An 18,444-nucleotide genomic window follows, 5' to 3' on the forward strand; every position below is an offset into this window, starting at 1 on the left:
CCTTTCCTGCTCGCCGGACACCCCATGTCGCTCACCGTCGCCGTCCTCATGGACCCGATCCGCGCCATCAAGATCGCCAAGGATTCCACGTTCGCCATGCTGCTGGAGGCCTCGCGCCGTGGCCATGCCCTTTTTTATATGGAACAGGGCGACCTGGCGCTGCGCGACGGCGCGGCCTGGGCCCGCCTGCGCCCGCTGTCCGTGAAGGACGACCCGGCCGACTGGTTCACCCTCGGTGACGCCGCCTGGCGGCCGCTCGGCGAGATCGATATCGTGCTGGCCCGCAAGGATCCGCCGGTCGATGCCCAGTTCGTCTACGACACCATGGTGCTGGAGCGCGCCCAGCGGGCGGGCACCCAGGTGGTCAACGACCCGCGCAGCCTGCGCGATTGCAACGAGAAACTGTTCGCCCTGGATTTCCCCCAGTGCATCGCGCCCACGCTGGTCTCGCGCGACCGAGGCGACCTGAAGGCCTTCGTGGCCACGCATGGCGAGGCGGTACTCAAGCCGCTGGACGGCATGGGCGGTCGCGGCATCTTCCGCGTGCGCGCGGGCGACAGCAACCTCAATTCCATGCTGGAGACGCTGCTCGGCGAGGGCGGGCACGACTTCGTGATCGCCCAGAAATACATCCCCGAGATCACCGCCGGCGACAAGCGCATCCTGCTGATCGACGGCGAGCCCGTGCCCTATGCACTGGCCCGCATCCCCCAGGGCGACGAATTTCGCGGCAACCTGGCTGCCGGCGGCCGGGGCGAGGGCGTGCCGCTCTCCGAGCGCGACCGCTGGATCGCCGCCCAGGTAGCCCCCGAACTGCGTCGCCGTGGCCTGCGCTTCGTCGGCCTGGACGTCATCGGCTCGTACCTGACCGAGATCAACGTCACCTCGCCTACCTGTATCCGCGAACTGGACGCCCAGTTCGGGCTCAACATCGCCGGGCTGATGTTCGACGCCATCGAGGCCCGATGACGACCCGCACCACCGGCACCGACCTGATCGGGGCCACCCTGCTGTTTTCCCTGCTGCTGCATGGGGTGGTCATCCTCGGCGTCACCTTCGACGCGGAGAAGCCGAAGCCCAGCGTGGCCACGCTGGATGTCACCCTCGTGGACGTGGCCAACCAGGAACCGCCGGACAAGGCCGACTTCCTGGCCCAGGCCAACAACGCGGGTGGCGGCGACAAGGACAAGGCGGCCCGGCCCTCCGAGCCCGTCTCCGGCCCGTTGCCGACGCCGAACCGCGGCGTCACCCCCGAGCCGAAGGATGCCCAGGCACCGGCGCCGCAGGATCGTACGCCTGCGCCGCTGTTGACCACCTCCGGCGAAACGGCCTTCGCCGTCGACACGAGCCGGCAGCAGAGCGAACACGCGCCCAGCCCCCTGCCGGTGTCCGACGAGGACGTGCAGCGCAAGCTGGAAATGGCCCGGCTGTCCGCCGAGGTCCGCGAGCAGTCGCAGGCCTATGCCAAGCGGCCCAAGAAGAAATTCATTTCCTCCAACACGCGCGAGTACGTCTACGCCGCCTATATGAAAGGCTGGGTCGGCCGCGTGGAGCGCGTGGGCAACCTCAACTACCCCGACGAGGCCCGCCGCCAAGGGCTGTACGGCGAGCTGGTGCTCACCGTGGGCCTCAACCGCGACGGCTCGATCAAGAGCATGGACGTGATCAAGAGCTCAGGGCACACGCTGCTGGACGATGCCGCCATGCGCATCGTCCGCCTCGCGGCCCCCTTCCCCGCCCTGCCCGCGGACAAGACGAAGGTGGACGAGCTCTACATCACCCGCACCTGGCAGTTCCTTCCGGGCAACGTGCTGAGGAATTACTAGCCCCGGCAGCAGCACGACCAAGCATGCATGTAGGAGCGCGCGATGCGCGCGACATCTTCTCGCGACAATCCCCCGACATTGCGCGCCAGGCCCGACACACGGCCTCAACACATGTCGCGCGCATCGCGCGCTCCTACATCCTGGCCCGGACGTCCCGACTACCTTTCGCGCGCATCGCGCGCTCCTACGGCAGCAGCTGGTCGGCTTCGCTGACGTAGGCCTTGCCGGCTTTTCGGTCCCATACGCACAGCTCGCGACCGGGGCGGTTGTTCATGTGTTTCTGCGGGTAGCGACCGGCCAGCACCAGCGCCGTCACGGGCACGCGGTCGTCGTAGGCGATCGGCCCACCGACCGGTCTTGCATCCTTCAGGCCGCTGGCCGCGATGCACGCCTGCGTCAGCTGTCGGTCATGATCCTTCCACGCAGACGGCGTCGATGCCTGCGCGATGGCGACCAGGAGCATACCGGACACGAACGTAAAACCTTTGGCAAACATGATGTTCCTCAGGAAACGACCTACACGGGGCAGGCCTGCACCGTAGCTTTTTTGCGCTTAACGCAGGCGCACTCGCCCGTCCGTAGCGGCTACAATGCGGCCATGACGATCGCCACTACATTCGCGGGTCAATTCCTCATCGCGATGCCCTCCCTCGCCGAGCCGCCGTTCGCGCGCGGCGTCGCCTTCCTGTGCCAGCACGGGGAAGACGGCGCGGTCGGCCTGCTGATCAACCAGATGTCCGAGTACCGCCTGGGCGACGTCCTCGCCCAGATGAAGCTGGAATGCGACGACCCGGAGATCGCCGACTACCCGGTACTCATCGGTGGCCCCGTCCAGCAGGAGCGCGGCTTCGTCCTGCATCGCGAGCCGGGACACTGGGATTCCAGCTACCGCGTGAACGACGACTGGTCGGTCACCACCTCGCGCGACATTCTCGTGGCCATAGCCAAGGGCGAAGGTCCCCGCCGCGCCCTTGTCACGCTGGGTTATGCGGGCTGGGAAGCCGGCCAGCTCGAGCAGGAAGTGATGGACAACGCATGGCTGACCACGCGGGCCGACGAGCGCATCGTCTTCGACACGCCCCTGGACGAACGCTGGGTCGCCGCCGCCCGCCAGCTGGGCATGCAGGATCCCTCCCAGTTGACCGGCTACGCCGGCCACGCGTGAGCCCCCTCCTTTCATGAGCTGCCTGTTCGGTTTCGATGTCGGTACGAAGATCGTCGGCGTCGCCGTCGGCAACCGCCTCACCGGCACGGCCCGCGGCATCGCGGCGCTGCCGGTGCGCGACGGCGAACCCGACTGGCAGGCGCTGGACACCCTTCGCCGCGAATGGCTGCCGGAGGCCCTCATCGTCGGCCTGCCACTGGACAACGACGGCAAGGAGCAACCGATGACGCGCAAGGCGCGCCGCTTCGCCGAGCGCATCGGCCAGCGCTACGACCTGCCGGTCGCCTTCGCCGACGAACGCATGAGTTCGCAGGAGGCCGCACGTCGCTTCGCCGCCGGGCGGGCCGCGGGCACGCGCAAGCGCTCGGATGTCCGCTCGATCGACGCCGAGGCCGCCGCGGTCATCCTCGAGTCGTATCTGCTCCTGCCATGAGCCACGTCACACACCCCCGCCTTCTTCCATCGCCTTGAGGCCGTCATGTCACAACGCCTGCGCCACCTGACCACCCTCGAGAACCTGCCACGCGAGACGATCGAGCGCCTGCTCGACCGGGCCAACAGCATGCGCGAAGCCACGGCGCACGGTACGCGCCACCTCGGGCTGCTCGATGGCCGCACGGTGCTGAACCTGTTCTTCGAGCCTTCCACGCGCACGCGCACCTCGTTCGAGCTGGCGGCCCGTCGGCTGGGCGCCGATGTCGTCAACTTCGACATCGGCCTCTCCTCGACCACCAAGGGCGAGGAACTGTTCGACACGCTGCACACGCTGGAAGCGATGCACCTGGACACCATCATCGTTCGGCACAAGGTGTCCGGCACCCCCGATGAGCTGGTGCGCCACGCCATGAGCGGCGTGGCGGTGGTCAACGCCGGCGACGGCAACCGCGCGCATCCCACCCAGGGCCTGCTGGATGCGCTCACCATCCGTAACCACCATCCGGATTTCCGCAAGCTGCGCCTGGTCATCTGCGGCGACGTGCGCCATTCCCGCGTCGCGCGCTCGGACATACACGCCTTTGCCGCGCTGGGCGCGAAGGACATCCGCATCGTCGGGCCGTCCTCGCTCATGCCGCCCGAAGGCGAATTGTCCGGCGTCAGCTATGTCGAGGATTTCGACGAGGCGATCGAAGGCGCCCACGCCGTGATCATGCTGCGCCTGCAGAAGGAGCGCATGGCCGCCACCGACCTTCCTGACGAGGCCGCCTATTTCGAGCGGTTCGGCCTCGACACCCGGCGCCTCGCACGCGCCGCCAAGGGCTGCCTGGTGATGCACCCCGGCCCGATCAACCGGGGTATCGAGATCGCTCCGGACGTCGCCGACGGCGCCCAGTCGCGCATCCTCGAGCAGGTCGGCAACGGCGTGTTCGTGCGCATGGCCGTACTGGCCGAGGTCATGGGGCGCTGAAGACGCCCCTTCGCGCGGACGCATTCCGGCATAATGGTCCCACCTAGGGATCAAACAACGGGATACAAAATGCGACCGACGAAGCGACTTCTCGCGCTCGGCGTCGCCAGCGTGCTGCTGGCGGCCTGCGGCCACAAGGATAAGGATGCCCCGCTGGCCTTCGTGCCGGCCGATACGCCGTACGTGGTGGCCAGCCTCGACAAGCTCGACGACGACGCCTACGAGGCCATGCTGGCCCAGGCCAACAGCGAGCTGCCCGGCCAGGTCGCACAGATGAAGGCCTTTGCGCAGGACCTCGACACCAAGGGCAACGCCGATGGCGCCCGCCTGGTCCGTGCCCTCGCCGCGGAATTCGACGGCAAGACCGCCGAGGCCGCCCTGAAGAACATGGGCCTGGACGCCAAGAACGGCACCGCGTTCTACGGCCTGGGCCTGGCCCCGGTCGTGCGCGTGACGCTGGCCGACAACGCCGCGTGGGACGCCTTCGTGGGCCGCCTCGAAACGGCCTACGGCAAGAAGCTGGAGACCGCCGACGCGGGCGGCCAGTCGTATCGCCATGTCGCCCTGTCCGATTCGGGCGTGCAGTTGGTCATCGCCACCGTGGGCAAGCAGGCCGTGGTCTCGCTGCTGCCGGTCGACGCCGCCCAGCCGCTGGTCCGCCAGGCGCTCGGCGCCGACCGCCCGGAAAAGAGCATCCAGGAAGACGGACGCCTGGCCGATCTGGCCAAGGCCAAGGGTTACAAGGATTACGCCGTCGGCCAGGTCGACCTGACCCGCCTGCTGCCGCTGATCGCCACCGGTAAGGATCCGCTCTTCGCGACCTTCCTCAAGCACCAGTCGGCCAAGTCCGGCGAGCCGGTGCCGGCCCTGCCACCCAGCTGCCAGACGGAAGCCACGCGTATCGCCGCGCGGGTGCCATCCGTCAGCTTCGGCTACACCAAGCTCGACCTGCACCACCAGGACCAGCGTGTCGACATCGCCCTGGCCGACGACATCACCAAGGCGTTCTCCGGCCTCAAGGTCGAAGTCCCGGGCCTGGGCAGCGACGCGAAGGGTCCGTTCGACATCAGCCTCGCACTGCCGGTCGAACAGCTGCGCACGTTCTTCACCGCCCAGGCGGAAGCCGTGGCAGCCAAGCCGTTCGAGTGCCCGGCCTTCGCCAGCATGAACGACAGCTTCGCCAAGATGGGCTCGACCATGCAGCAGGCGGCCATTCCGCCCATCGGCGACCTCCGCGGCCTGCGCCTCGTCATCGATTCGTTCAAGCCCGCGGCCAGCGCGCAGCAGATGCCGCAGATCACCGGTCGCGTGGTGATCGCCACGCGCAACCCGGCGGGCCTGCTCGCCATGGGTCAGGCGATGCTGGGCGGCGACTTCAAGCTGGCCGGCGACGGCAAGCCGGTCGCCCTGCCGCCGAACATCAGCGGCATGCTGGGCATGCCCGGCTGGGCAGCGATGAACGGCCAGGCGATCGCCGTCGGCGTGGGCGCCGGTGAAGACGCCCAGCTGGACGACGTGCTCATGGGCAGCACCGGCGACGCCGGTCGCGTGTCTCGCCTGCACCTCAATGGCGACATGTATCGCTCCTGGGTCGACGTGATGGCGGACAAGGCCAAGTCCTACGCCAGCGCGATGACCGAAGCCGCGGGTGCCGACGGCGCGCCGGACGACCAGGCCACCACGGCCGCTACGGCGCAGCGTTCCAATGCGCAGTTCGACGCGATGAAGGCCCAGGCCGCCCGCGTCGTGCAGGTGTCCGGCGAGTCGCACGTCGACGAGAAGGGCCTCGTGATCTCGGGATCGGTGGAATACAAATAAGCCGATCCATACGCGTCACGTGGTTGAAACAGGAAAGGCGGCCCTCGGGTCGCCTTTCTTTTTGCGCGCTGCACGAACCCGGCAGCTACCCGTGCAAGAAACTGAACGGCTGGCGTTTGCACGCACGAATCGTTCACGGATGCGCTGTTTCCATAGGCCCCGCGACACGGCAGCCACAGTGCGCGGCGCCGTCGCCAGACCCACAACAGATTTCAGATAAGGAGTTCACCATGAACCATTCCAACCTCCGCAAGGCCCTGTTCGCCGCCGCCCTCGTTGCCGGTCTCGGCACGGTCCCGTTCGCCCAGGTGAATGCACAGGACTCCGCGGCCGCCATGAGCAAGGGCGACAACCAGACCGTTGCCGGCAAGGCTGACGACACCTGGATCACCACCAAGGTGAAGTCCGAGTTCGCTGCCAACAAGATGGTCAAGGCGACCGATATCTCGGTCAGCACCACCGAAGGCGTCGTTACCCTGACGGGTTCGGTCGCTACTGCCAAGGAAAAGAGCCACGCTGTCGCGATTGCCAAGAAGATCAAGGGCGTGAAGAGCGTGGACGCCAGCGGCGTGACGGTGTCGGCCGCGGCTGCCGCTTCCAACTAAGCGTTGGTGATGGTGGCATGAGAAAGGGAGCCGTTGGGCTCCCTTTTTTTCGCCCACATCGTGGGCTCCTACACACGCATGCATGCGTGTTGCCAGGTCACGGGATTCAGCGGCTGAGCATGCCGCCGAAGGTCTGCTTGTCGTGCGAGGTGTCGATCTCGACGCCTTCCAGGCCCTGCGACAGGGTGTGCGCATCACCGCCCTGGGCGAGCTTGATCCGCAGGCGCACCTCGTTCGAGCTGTCCGCGTGGCGCAGCGCATCCTCGTAGGAAATCTCGCCGGCGTGGTACAGCTCCACCAGGCTCTGGTCGAACGTGCGCATGCCCAGCTGGTTGGAGTCGCGCATCAGTTCCTTCAGCTTGTGCACCTCGCCCTGGCGGATATAGTCCTGCGCCAGCGGCGTGCCAAGCAGCACTTCCACCGCGACGCGGCGGGCCTTGCCGTCGGGCGTGGGAATAAGCTGCTGCGCCACGATGCCCTTCAGGTTCAACGACAGGTCCATGAACAGCGCGCTGCGGCGATCCTCCGGGAAGAAATGGAGGATACGGTCCAGCGCCTGGTTGGCGTTGTTGGCGTGCAGGGTGCACAGGCACAGATGCCCGGTTTCCGAGAAGTTGATGGCGTGCTCCATCGTCTCGCGGGTACGCACCTCGCCGATCATGATGACGTCGGGCGCCTGGCGCAGCGTGTTCTTCAGCGCGTTCTCCCAGCTATCGGTATCGATGCCGAGCTCGCGCTGGGTGATGATGCAGCCTTCGTGCCTGTGCACGTATTCGATCGGGTCCTCGATCGTGATGATGTGGCCCGTGGAGTTCTGGTTGCGGTAGCCGATCATCGAGGCCATCGAGGTCGACTTGCCCGTACCGGTGCCGCCGACGAAGATGATGATGCCGCGCTTGGTCATCGCCAGCTGCTTGACGATCGGCGGCAGGTTCAACTCTTCCGGCGTGGGAATCTTCGACTCGATCCGGCGCAGCACCATGCCGACGCAGTTGCGCTGGTAGAAACACGATACGCGGAACCGGCCCACGCCCGACGCGCTGATGGCGAACTGGCATTCGTGGGTCTTTTCGAATTCCTGGCGCTGCGCCGGCGTCATCACGTTGAGCACCATGTCGCGCGCCTGCTGCGCGGAAAGCGGGCTCTGAGTGATGGGCACGATGCGGCCCTGCACCTTCATGGAGGGCGCGACGCCGGCGGTGATGAACAGGTCGGAGGCCTGCTTGTGCACCATCAGCTTCAGGAAGGAGGTGAAATCGAAATCGCTCATGACGGTCTGGTCCCCGTGTGCCGGACCGGGCCGGCGCCCCACGGGCGATCATATACCCGGGGCGCGGCGCGCCGTTAGCGGAAGCTTTCCTTGTTCTTGGCGTACATCATGCCTTCCTGGCGGGTGATCAGGCCGCGCTTGACCAGGTCAAGCAGGTTCTGGTCCAGCGTCTGCATGCCGTACTGCTGGCCGGTCTGGATCGCCGAATACATCTGGGCGACCTTGTCCTCGCGGATCAGGTTACGGATGGCCGGGATGCCGACCATGATCTCGTGGACCGCCACGCGCCCACCGCCCACCTTCTTCAGCAGCGACTGCGAGATCACCGCGCGCAGCGACTCCGAAAGCATCGAGCGGACCATCGGTTTCTCACCGGCGGGGAAAACGTCGATGATGCGGTCGATGGTCTTGGCCGCCGACGAGGTGTGGAGGGTGCCGAACACCAGGTGGCCCGTTTCCGCGGCGGTGAGCGCCAGGCGGATGGTTTCCAGGTCGCGAAGCTCGCCGACCAGAATGTAGTCCGGATCTTCGCGCAACGCCGAGCGCAGCGCCTCGTTGAAGCCGTGGGTGTCGCGGTGCACCTCGCGCTGGTTGACCAGGCACTTCTGCGAGGTATGCACGAATTCGATCGGGTCCTCCACGGTGAGGAGGTGGCCGTACTCGTTCTTGTTGATGTGGTCGACCATCGCCGCCAGCGTGGTGGACTTGCCCGAGCCGGTCGGACCGGTGACCAGGATCAGGCCCTGCGGCTGCTCGATCAGTTCGCGGAAGATCTTCGGCGCACCGAGGTCCTCCAGCGTGAGCACCTCGGACGGAATGGTACGGAACACCGCACCGGCGCCCCGGTTGTGGTTGAAGGCGTTGACGCGGAAACGCGCCAGGCCGGGAATCTCGAAGGAGAAGTCGGTCTCCAGGAACTCCTCGTAGTCGCGCCGCTGCTTGTCCGACATGATGTCGTAGATCAGCGAGTGCACCTGCTTGTGTTCCAGCGCGGGAATGTTGATACGCCGAACGTCACCGTCGACGCGGATCATGGGCGGCAGGCCCGCGGAGAGGTGCAGGTCGGAGGCCTTGTTCTTCACGGAGAAGGCAAGGAGTTCGGCGATGTCCATCAGGGTCCCCTTTCTTTGTGGGGCATAGGTAAACACGCCGAGGGGTCGGCGGCAAGGCGCGGCACCGTATATGCTTCCCGGACTGTGAAAACGACCGCGAGCGGAGCGAACACCCCATGAATCGGATCGCCTTCATCGGTGGCGGCAACATGGCCACCGCCCTGATCGCCGGCATGCTGCGCCACGGCGCCCAGCCGGGCGGCATCGCGGTGGCCGAGCCGCGCGCCGAGGCCCTGCAGGAGCTGTCCCGCCAGTACGGCGTTGCCACCTATACCGATAACCTCGACGCCGCGGAGGGTGCATCCATCCTCGTACTGGCGGTCAAGCCGCAGATGATGGCCGAGGTGTGCCGCGGCCTGCGTCCGGCGGTGCAGAAGTACCGGCCGGTGGTCATTTCCATCGCAGCCGGCATCCGCATCGCCCAACTGGAACGTTGGCTCGATGCCGCCCTGCCCGTGGTCCGTTGCATGCCCAATACCCCGGCCATGTTCGGGGCCGGAGCCACCGGGTTGTTCGCCAACGGTCGCGTCAGCGCCCCCCAGCGGGCCGAGGCCCAGCACGTGCTGGACGCCGGCGGCCTCACGGTCTGGGTACCCGACGAAGACCAGCTGGACATCGTCACGGCGCTGTCCGGCTCCGGTCCAGCCTATTTTTTCCTGATGGTCGAGGCGCTGGAAAACGCGGCATTTTCTCAGGGGCTATCCCGTGAGGCGGCCCGCGCACTGGCGGCGCAGACCGCCTTCGGCGCTGGCCGCATGCTGGTGGAGTCCGGCGAAAGCGCCGCCACGCTTCGCCAGCGCGTCACCTCGCCCAACGGCACCACCCAGGCGGCGCTGGAAAGCTTCCGTGACGACCATTTCCCTGCCATCGTGGCGCGGGCGGTCGACGCGGCGCGTCGGCGCGGCTTCCAACTTTCCGAAGACATGGACTCGAATACGTGAATTACCTGACCAATGCCGGCGGCCTGCTGCTCGAAGTCGCCTTCGGCGCACTTGTCACGCTTTTCATCCTGCGCATCCTGGCGGAGGCCTTCCGCGCGGATTTCAACAACCCGATCTGCCAGTTCCTCTACCGCTTCACCAACCCGGTGCTGCGGCCGCTGCGCAAGGTGCTGCCACCGGTACGCCGGGTCAACACCGGCGCCCTGCTGATCGTGTACCTGCTGGAATGCCTGAAGTGGCTGCTGATCGCCGCCCTGGCCGGCATCGCCCCGAACGTACTCGGCCTGGCGATCGCCGGCCTGGGCGAGACGCTGGATATCTTCCTGCTGACCTGGGTGGTGCTGGTGTTCGCCTGGTCGATCATGAGCATGCTCTCGACCGATCGCTACCACCCGGTGGCGCGGCTGGTGACCAGCCTGGCCGAACCGCTGGTCCGTCCGTTGCGCGGGCGCATGACCATCGGCGGACTGGATTTCTCGCCGACCGTGGTGATCCTCGGGCTGATCCTGGCGCGGATGCTTATCGCGGCGCCGATCAAGGATTGGGGCGTGGCGATGATGATGGGTGCCTGACGCCCGTAAAATCAGCGTTTTACCGAGGTACGCAGGACGCGACGATTCCTAGGCTTTGAAGGCCTGCCCAACCGGGCGGGTCTTCCCAAGGAGATCGTCATGAGCAATATCCTCATCGTCCTGCCCTTCAGCGGCAGGACCTTCGGCGGTGGCCTCGCCGTGTTCAACCAGGAATTCACCCGGGCACTGCTCGCCAGCAGGACCGGCGAACGCCCAAGGCACAGCGTGAAGCTGCTGACCCTCAATCTCACCGATGCCTCGCGCCCGCCGCCGGCCGAGTCGATCAATCCCACGAGTGAGAACCACGGCGGGGCGGAAATCATCTTCCTCAACGACGCCCCGACCAACCTGGTCAATCCCCGTGGTATCGACAGCGAGCGCGAAGGCCTCTACGCGTGGATCAACGATCCGGCCAAACTCCTCGCCAAGGCGGACATCCTGGCGACGAAAATCGGCGGCAAGGACAAGTCATGGGTCCCCGACATCATCATCGGGCATTCCCGGTTTTCCGGACCGGCGGCGATCCTGCTGAAACAGCAGCTGTTCCGCACGGCGAAGGTGAATTACTTCCTCCATTCCTACCCGGTGGAAGGCACCGTCCTGACGGGCTACAACGCCTACCACGAGCAGATCGACACCGCCTCCGCCGCGCGGAAGATCGCGATGGAGGCGGAGTGGATGAAGAAGGCCGACGTCGTCGTGCCTGTGGGGCCGTTCCTGCGCGCAGGCGCGCTGAAGTTGCTCGGCGGCGCCAAGGTACGCGTGCACGAATGCATCGGTGGCACCGATGGCAAGGAGGCACAGGCCACGTTCAACGACCCCGGTCGCGACGGCAGGCGCAAGATCCTCTTCAACGGCCGCGCCAACGCACCGATCAAGGGACTGGAAGACATCCTCCTGGCGGCACAGACCCTGCGCGACGATCCCGCTTGCCCGCCGATCGATATCAGCGTCCGTTTCTGGGAATCCAAGGATTTCTACCCGCCCGCGCAGGACGCACCCAGGACAGCCGGCACGCACGTCGTGGACGTCGCGTACGTGCAGGAGTTCGCCAACGCCATCGTTGGACGCCAAGGTACGTCCGACAAGATCACGGTCACGATCGGGGCGGCCACGAAAGAGATCATGAACGAGGTGCGCGCGTCGCACGGCGTGCTGATGCCCTCATACATCGAGCATTTCGGACTGGTGCCCATCGAAGCTTTGGGTGTGAACGTACCGGTGCTGGTCAACGAGGTGAGCGGTTCGGGCATGTTCCTGGCCGATGCGCATCGCTTCGGCACCGCGGGCGGGCACTGTGTCGTCGCAGACTTCCATAAGCGTGTATCGTCATCGGTACCGGACGATTTCCTGGACCCGGCCCGGGTGCCGTCCCGGGCCTTCGATGCGCGTCCGACGGCCTGGGCCGCGGCCATCAAGGCGTTGGTGCTAAACCTGCCCAACCGTTTCGCCGAAGCGAAGACACTGGGCAACACACTGCGCGAGAACTACACATGGACGCACTGCGCGGAGGGTGTCGTCAACGCGAACCGCGTGGGTTATGCCACCAGCGCCATCACCCAGCAGGGACCGCAAGGCGTGGTGTGGGACCCCACCGGTAACACGATACCGACCTGAGTCAGCGTCCGCCGAGGCGGCGGGCGTCCGTCACGTTGGGCAGCGCGCTCAGCCTGCCCAACACCATCGACAACTGCTCGTAATCCTTCACCCGCAGGGTAAAGCGCATCTCCACTTCGCCGGTGCGCACCTGCACGCGGCTGGACGATGCCACGATATGCGGACCGGTGTTGCTGATGGTGGTGGCGACGTCTTTTTGCAGGCCCTTGCGGTCGTAGCCGCGCAGCTCGATGTCGATCTCGTAGCTCTGCACGTCCACCCTGCCCCAGCTGACGTCGATCACGCGCTCGGGGCTGCGACGGGCCAGCCGTGACAGGCTGGCACAGTCGGCGCGATGCACGGAGACGCCACGACCGCGCGTGATGAAGCCGCGCACCGGGTCGCCCGGCAGCGGCTGGCAGCAGCGCGCCAGGGTGGTCAGCAGGTTGCCCAGGCCTTCGATGGAAAGGGCCCCGCGGTCGTGCTGCGCGGCGCGCGACGCCACCGGATTGGACGACTGCGTGATGCCCGGCTCGGCGGGCTCCTGCTGCGAGCGGGCCACCTGGCCCAGTGTCACCTCGCCCAGGGCAATGGTGACGTACAACTCGTCCACCGATTTCAGGCGGAAATGCGTGGCCAGCTTAGCCAGGTCCACGTCGTCCAGGGCAAGGCGGCGCAACTCCTTCTCGAGGCTGAGCTTGCCGGCCACGATGTTGGCCTCGTGTGCTTCACGACGGAACCAGGCGCGCACCTTCTCCTTCGCCCGCGATGTGTGCAGGTAACCGTGGTGCGCCGAGAGCCAGTCGCGGCTGGGCTCGGATACTTTTGTGGTCAGGATCTCGATGCGATCGCCGCTGCGCGGCTGTGTGGTCAGCGGCACGATCCGGCCGTTGAGCTTGGCGCCACGGCAGCGATGACCCACTTCGGTATGGATGTGGTACGCGAAATCCAGCACCGTCGCGCCGCGCGGCATGTCGATCACCTCGCCCTTGGGCGACAGCACGTAGACGCGGTCTTCCATCAGCTCCGTTTCGAAGCCGGCGGCCAGTTCGGCCTCGTCTTCCCCACGGGGCTCCAGCAGCTTGCGCATCCAGGCGATCTTGGCCTCGAACTCCGCATCCGCCCCGCCGCCTTCCTTGTAGCGCCAGTGCGCGGCGACACCCAGTTCGTTGGCGCGGTGCATCTCGTGGGTGCGAATCTGTACTTCCAGGGTCTTGCCCTGCGGACCCAGCACGGCCGTGTGCAGCGAGCGATAGCCGTTGCCCTTGGGCCGCGCCACGTAGTCGTCGAACTCGCCCGGCACATGCGGCCAGAGGCTGTGGACCAGCCCCAGCGCCGCGTAGCAGTCGGCCACGCTGTCGACCAGGATGCGCACGGCGCGGATGTCGTAGAGGTCGGAGAATTCCAGCCCTTTTTTCTTCATCTTCTTCCAGATGGAGAAGATGTGCTTCGGCCGGCCCGCCAGGTCGGCGCGCACGCCGGCGGTATCCAGCGTCTCGCGCAGGGTGGCCAGGCTGGAGGCGATGAAGGTTTCGCGGTCGGTGCGGCGTTCGTCCAGCAGCCGCGCGATGCGACGGTAGGTGTCGGGCTCGAGGTAACGGAAGGCGAGGTCTTCCAGTTCCCATTTCAGCTGCCAGATACCCAGCCGGTTGGCCAGCGGCGCATGGATATCGGCAGTGAGCTGGGCCAGCTCGCGCCGCTCGTGGTCCGGCAGCGCCATGGCGGTGCGCATGGCGGCGAGTTGGCGCGCCAGCAGCACGAACACCACGCGCAGGTCGCGGATGATCGCCAGCAGCAGCCGACGCAGGCCCTCGGCACCGCTGGCGGGCCCGCGCTGCGCATGCAGCGCCCAGACCTTCTCCGCCTCGCCCTGCCCTTCGACCAGCCGGCGCAGGGTCGGCGCCCAGGTCGCCGCCGCCTCGTTCGCCGCCCCCGGCAAGCCGTTGACCAGCGAAAACCACAGGGCCGACGCGCAGGTTTCATCGTCGCATCCCAGCAGCCGCAGCAGCTCGATGACGGTTTCGCCCTCGGCCCGCGCGGCCACGGGCAGCACGGCGCAGGCCTGCCTTGCCTGCTCCGTCAGGGGCATGCCCGGGTCCTTCGCCGCCATGGGCCGTGCGTCGCTCATCGTGATGCCGCCTGCGCGTTGTCCAAAGCCTTGGCCAGCCGTTTGGCCGACACCGGCTCCGCGGTTTTCAGTTCCTGGGCGAACAACGACACGCGCCATTCCTCCAGCAGCCAGCGCAGTTCCCCCCAGGCGTCAGCATCCAGCGCCGTGCCGCCGCCCTGCAGCAGGGCGCGCCAGTACGGCAGCACCTGAAGCATACGCGACTGATCGCGGGCCGGGTCCTGGCGCAGTCGTTCGCCGCGCAGGCGCATGGCCTTGAGGTAACGCGGGATGTGCGACAGCCGCGCGGTGGGCAGTTCGCGCAGGAACCCCGGCTGGAACAGGGCCGCCAGTTGTTCGCGCAGGTCGTCGTAACTGGCCTTGGCAAAGCCCATCAGCGGCGGCTCCATCCAGGGCCTGAGTTCGGCCTGCGCCTCGATGATCGGCTCGGCAAGCTTCTGCCGTGCCATCGCCGCGCCGAACAGCTTCTGCGCGAACTCCGCACGCAACGCCTCGAACGCGGCATGCGTGCGCACATCCAGGCGGCGCCCCTCGAGCAGGTCGGCGAAGCCGCCTTCGACCAGGTCATCGCGCAGGCCATCGATGCTGCCCATGGGGGCGTACTTCAGCGACAGCGGGTTGGCGATGGGCAACTGCCGGCGCGCACGCTTGAACTCGGGCCCCAGGGCCTCGCGCAGCAGCCGTTCCACGCCGCCCGCATGCGCCTCGACGGCTTCGTCGGCACGCTCGAACACGCGCAGCGCCACAGCCTCGCCCAGATCCACCAGCGCCGGGTAGGCCACCAGGCCGGCGTCGGAGCGCACCTCCGCCGGAATCGATTCGAAGTCCCACGTCACGATGTCCTCGCGCGTGAGTTCGATATCCGTCTTGCGCGAGAAGGCCTCGCGCGCCTGGCTTTCCCATTGCGCGCGGATGGCCGTGAGGTCGCGGCCCTCGGCCAGCGTGCGGCCGTTCTCGTCGTGCACGCGGTACCGCATCAGCAGGTGTGGCGGCAGTTCGGCGTCGGCGAAGGCCGCCGCATCGACATCCACGCCAGTGGTCTTCTTCAGGAAATGGGCCAGCGCCGCCGGCAGCGACGCATCGCGTGGGGCCTCGGCTTCCACGAACGCACGGGCGAAATCCGGTGCCGGCACGAAGTTCCGGCGCAGCGCCTTGGGCAACGCGCGGATCAACTCGGCCACCTTGTCGGCCAGCAGGCCGCCGACCAGCCACTCGCCGCGGGCCAGCGGCAGCGCGTTGAGGAAGGCCAGCGGCACGTTGATCGTGACGCCGTCGGCAGGGTCACCGGGGACGAAGCGATATTCGAGCCGGTAGCGGTGCTGGCCGACGTCGATGGTCGCGGGGAACGCCTTGGGATCGAGGCCGCTGCCGGTGTCCATGACATCCGCCAGGGTCCAGCGCAGGGCGGCCTGTTCCCCGGGGGACGCCTTGCGGTACCACGCGTCGAGTGCGCGCACATCGGCGATCTCGGCGGGAAGCTTGCCCTCGAAGAAGGCGGCAAGCGCATCGTCGGATCGCAGCAGGCCCGCGCGCCGTTGCTTGGCCTCGATGTCGTGCGCCTGTTCCAGCACGCGTGCGTTGGCGCGCACGAAGTCCGCACGACTGTCGATATCCGCACGCACCAGGGCTTCGCGCACAAAGATATCGTGGGCCAGTTTCGGGTCCTGCCGGTGGAAGGTCACCGGACGCCGCTCCACCAGCACCAGGCCGAACAGCGTGACCTGCTCGTAGGCCACCACGGTGCCGCGCTTGCGCGACCAGTGCGCGTCGCGTGCCGTGGCGCGCACCAGATGGCCGGCCTGGGATTCGATCCAGGCCGGATCGACGCGCGCGTTCATCATCGCCCAGATGCGCCCGCCGATATCCAGGATCTGCGCGGCGAAGATCCAGGCCGGCGGCGCCTTGGCCAGCGCGGAGCCCGGAAACACCTGGAAACGGCGCTCGCGCGTGCCGCGGAACACGCCCTTCTCGTCCTTGTGCCCGACCTGGGTGGGCAGGCCGGCCAGCAGGCTGCGGTGCACCGCCTCGAACAGTCCATCGCCAAGTGCATCGCCTGCGGGGGCACCCTTTGGGGCGTCCTTGGCCCTGGTGTCGTCCTTGGCGTCCCTGGTTCGCTTCGTGTCGCCGGGCACGGGCCCGGCGGGCTCCTTGCCCTGCGTACCCCAGTCGATGTCGCGCACCACCAGCACCAGCTGGCGGTGCAGCTCGCGCCATTCGCGCATGCGCATGAAGCTGAGGAAATGCCGCGAACACCAGTCGCGCAGTTTCGACGAGGTCAGTTCCTCGGCGGCGGCGAGGTAGCCGCGCCAGAGGTTGAGCACGCCGACGAAGTCCGACTTGGGGTCGGCGAACTGCGCATGGGCGGCATCGGCCTGCCCGCGCGCCTCGGGCGGACGCTCGCGTGGGTCCTGGATGCTGAGGAAGGCGACGATGGTGGTCAGTTCGGCCAGCGCGCCCAGGCGCCGCGCTTCCACCATCATGCGCGCCAGCTGCACGTCGATCGGCAGCCGCGCCACGGTGCGCCCCGTCGCGGTCAGCCGGCGATCGTCGTCGATGGCACCGATCTCGGCGAGACGACGGTAGCCGTCGGCCACGACGCGCGGGTCCGGCGCCTCGAGGAAGGGAAAATCCTCCACCTCCCCCAGGTCCAGCGCCAGCATGCGCAGGATCACGTTGGCCAGCGACGAGCGCAGCAGTTCCGGGTCGGTGAACTCCGGCCGCAGGTTGAACTCGGCTTCCTCGTACAGGCGGTAGCAGATGCCGGGACCCACGCGCCCGCAGCGGCCCTTGCGCTGGTTGGCGGCCGCCTGGGAAATGGGTTCGATGTGCAGGCGTTCCAGCTGGCCGCGCTGGCTATAGCGTTTGACGCGCGCCGTGCCCGGGTCCACCACGTAACGGATGCGCGGCACCGTGAGTGAGGTTTCGGCGACGTTGGTCGCCAGCACGATGCGCCGCTTGGGTCCCGGACGGAACACCCGGTCCTGCTCCTGGGCGGACAACCGCGCGTACAGCGCCAGCACTTCCGTCTCGCGGTACTGCTTGCGCGACAGCAGCAGGTGGGTATCGCGGATCTCGCGTTCGCCAGGCAGGAACACCAGGACATCGCCGCGGGGGTCTTCGCGGGTGATGTCGTCCATCGCGTCGGCCACCTGCTGGGCGACGTTGCCCTCGCCGCGCTCGCCCGGCGGCCGATAGCGCACTTCCACGGGGAACGTGCGGCCTTCCACCTCCACTACCGGGGCGTTGCCGAAGTGCGCAGCGAAACGCTCCGTATCGATGGTGGCGGAGGTGACGATGATCTTGAGATCGGGGCGGCGCTGGGCCAGCCGGCGCAGGTAACCCAGGAGAAAATCGATGTTGAGGCTGCGCTCGTGGGCCTCGTCGATGATGATCGTGTCGTACGCCGACAGCCAGGGATCGGACTGGGTCTCGGCCAGCAGGATGCCGTCGGTCATGAACTTGACCAGGGCCTGGTCGGACACGCGCTCGGTGAAGCGCACCTGGAAGCCGACCTTGTCGCCCAGCGGCGTCGCTAGCTCCTCGGCCACGCGGGTGGCCACGGACCGGGCGGCCAGGCGCCTCGGCTGGGTGCAGCCGATCATCCCTGCCTCGCCGCGACCGGCGGCCAGGCACAGCTTGGGCAGCTGCGTGGTCTTGCCCGAGCCGGTTTCGCCCGCCAGCACCACCACCTGGTTCTCACGGATGAGCTTGATGATGTCTTCCGCCCGCGCGGCGATCGGCAGCGAGGCATCCACCGTGATCGGCGGCTTGGAGGCGGCCCGCGCGGCGCGGCGCTCCCGGGACACGGCGATATCGCCCGCCAGGGCCTCGATGCGGGCGGCGTCGGGCTTGCGGGACAAGGCACGCCAGCGCCCCAGCAGCCGCCCGACATCGCGGCTGCTCACCGCATCGAGCGCATGGCGAAGCTCGCGAAGGCGCGGATGATCGGGCGACGGAGGGCGTGCGGGACGTGTGGGTGTACTCATCGACACCCATGATAGCGTGC

General features: G+C 67.4%; 15 protein-coding genes. 10 read left to right on the forward strand and 5 right to left on the reverse strand.

From position 1 onward, the window contains the following. Positions 1–24 precede the first annotated feature (24 nt). Both gshB and QRN34_RS09530 read left to right on the forward strand, forming a co-directional pair. Positions 25–969, forward strand: a complete 945-nt coding sequence (gene gshB / locus QRN34_RS09525; RefSeq protein ID WP_285404029.1) for a glutathione synthase — start codon at positions 25–27, stop codon at positions 967–969. After that, the gene (locus QRN34_RS09530) at positions 966–1,826 is read left to right on the forward strand and encodes an energy transducer TonB (protein WP_285404030.1); all 861 of its coding nucleotides are present in this window, start codon (positions 966–968) and stop codon (positions 1,824–1,826) included. Before gshB ends, QRN34_RS09530 begins: the two co-directional genes overlap by 4 nt. A gap of 184 nt (positions 1,827–2,010) precedes the next feature. Here the strand turns inward: QRN34_RS09530 and QRN34_RS09535 are convergent, their stop codons facing one another. Then, complete coding sequence (locus tag QRN34_RS09535; RefSeq protein WP_285404031.1) at positions 2,011–2,298, reverse strand: hypothetical protein; 288 nt, start codon at positions 2,296–2,298, stop codon at positions 2,011–2,013. 126 nt (positions 2,299–2,424) lie between these two features. Here QRN34_RS09535 and QRN34_RS09540 point away from each other — a divergent pair, with 126 nt between their 5' ends. From QRN34_RS09540 to QRN34_RS09560, 5 genes are all read left to right on the forward strand, one after another. Continuing rightward, positions 2,425–2,991, forward strand: coding sequence for a YqgE/AlgH family protein (locus QRN34_RS09540; RefSeq protein ID WP_285404032.1), 567 nt, complete (start codon positions 2,425–2,427; stop codon positions 2,989–2,991). A 13-nt stretch (positions 2,992–3,004) separates the two neighbouring features. Further along, a complete protein-coding gene (gene ruvX, locus QRN34_RS09545) occupies positions 3,005–3,424 on the forward strand; it encodes a Holliday junction resolvase RuvX (protein WP_285404033.1) in 420 nt (139 codons plus the stop codon). Between the two features lie 45 nt (positions 3,425–3,469). After that, positions 3,470–4,396 carry an aspartate carbamoyltransferase catalytic subunit gene (locus tag QRN34_RS09550; protein WP_036136919.1) on the forward strand — a complete coding sequence of 309 codons (927 nt, stop codon included), beginning with the start codon at positions 3,470–3,472 and terminating at the stop codon, positions 4,394–4,396. Between the two features lie 69 nt (positions 4,397–4,465). After that, positions 4,466–6,214, forward strand: a complete 1,749-nt coding sequence (locus QRN34_RS09555; protein ID WP_036136922.1) for a hypothetical protein — start codon at positions 4,466–4,468, stop codon at positions 6,212–6,214. A gap of 230 nt (positions 6,215–6,444) precedes the next feature. Further along, positions 6,445–6,819 (forward strand): BON domain-containing protein, encoded by a 375-nt coding sequence (locus QRN34_RS09560; protein ID WP_036136924.1) that lies wholly within the window; start codon positions 6,445–6,447, stop codon positions 6,817–6,819. A gap of 106 nt (positions 6,820–6,925) precedes the next feature. On the opposite strand, the gene QRN34_RS09565 is transcribed toward QRN34_RS09560, so the two are convergent. Both QRN34_RS09565 and QRN34_RS09570 read right to left on the reverse strand, forming a co-directional pair. After that, positions 6,926–8,089, reverse strand: coding sequence for a PilT/PilU family type 4a pilus ATPase (locus QRN34_RS09565; RefSeq protein WP_036136936.1), 1,164 nt, complete (start codon positions 8,087–8,089; stop codon positions 6,926–6,928). 74 nt (positions 8,090–8,163) lie between these two features. Beyond that, on the reverse strand, positions 8,164–9,201 hold the full coding sequence (locus tag QRN34_RS09570) for a type IV pilus twitching motility protein PilT (RefSeq protein ID WP_036136938.1): 1,038 nt from the start codon (positions 9,199–9,201) through the stop codon (positions 8,164–8,166). Positions 9,202–9,317: 116 nt separating this feature from the next. Between QRN34_RS09570 and proC the strand changes: the two genes are divergently transcribed. The 3 genes from proC to QRN34_RS09585 all read left to right on the forward strand — a co-directional run bounded on the left by proC (position 9,318) and on the right by QRN34_RS09585 (position 12,331). Next, positions 9,318–10,142, forward strand: a complete 825-nt coding sequence (proC, locus tag QRN34_RS09575) for a pyrroline-5-carboxylate reductase (RefSeq protein ID WP_285404035.1) — start codon at positions 9,318–9,320, stop codon at positions 10,140–10,142. Further along, positions 10,139–10,714 carry a YggT family protein gene (locus QRN34_RS09580; protein WP_285404036.1) on the forward strand — a complete coding sequence of 192 codons (576 nt, stop codon included), beginning with the start codon at positions 10,139–10,141 and terminating at the stop codon, positions 10,712–10,714. The genes proC and QRN34_RS09580 overlap by 4 nt, the downstream gene beginning before the upstream one ends. Before the next feature lie 99 nt (positions 10,715–10,813). Next, positions 10,814–12,331: a glycosyltransferase gene (locus QRN34_RS09585; RefSeq protein WP_285404037.1), complete on the forward strand. Its 1,518-nt coding sequence runs from the start codon at positions 10,814–10,816 to the stop codon at positions 12,329–12,331. Position 12,332: 1 nt separating this feature from the next. Here the strand turns inward: QRN34_RS09585 and QRN34_RS09590 are convergent, their stop codons facing one another. Together QRN34_RS09590 and hrpA are read right to left on the reverse strand one after the other, a co-directional pair. After that, entirely contained in the window at positions 12,333–14,438 is a 2,106-nt protein-coding gene (locus QRN34_RS09590) for a bifunctional (p)ppGpp synthetase/guanosine-3',5'-bis(diphosphate) 3'-pyrophosphohydrolase (protein ID WP_285404038.1), read from the reverse strand. After that, complete coding sequence (gene hrpA, locus QRN34_RS09595; protein ID WP_285404039.1) at positions 14,435–18,424, reverse strand: ATP-dependent RNA helicase HrpA; 3,990 nt, start codon at positions 18,422–18,424, stop codon at positions 14,435–14,437. Before hrpA ends, QRN34_RS09590 begins: the two co-directional genes overlap by 4 nt. Between the last annotated feature and the right edge of the window lie 20 nt (positions 18,425–18,444).

The organism is Luteibacter sp. ME-Dv--P-043b, assembly GCF_030209605.1.
GTDB lineage: Bacteria > Pseudomonadota > Gammaproteobacteria > Xanthomonadales > Rhodanobacteraceae > Luteibacter.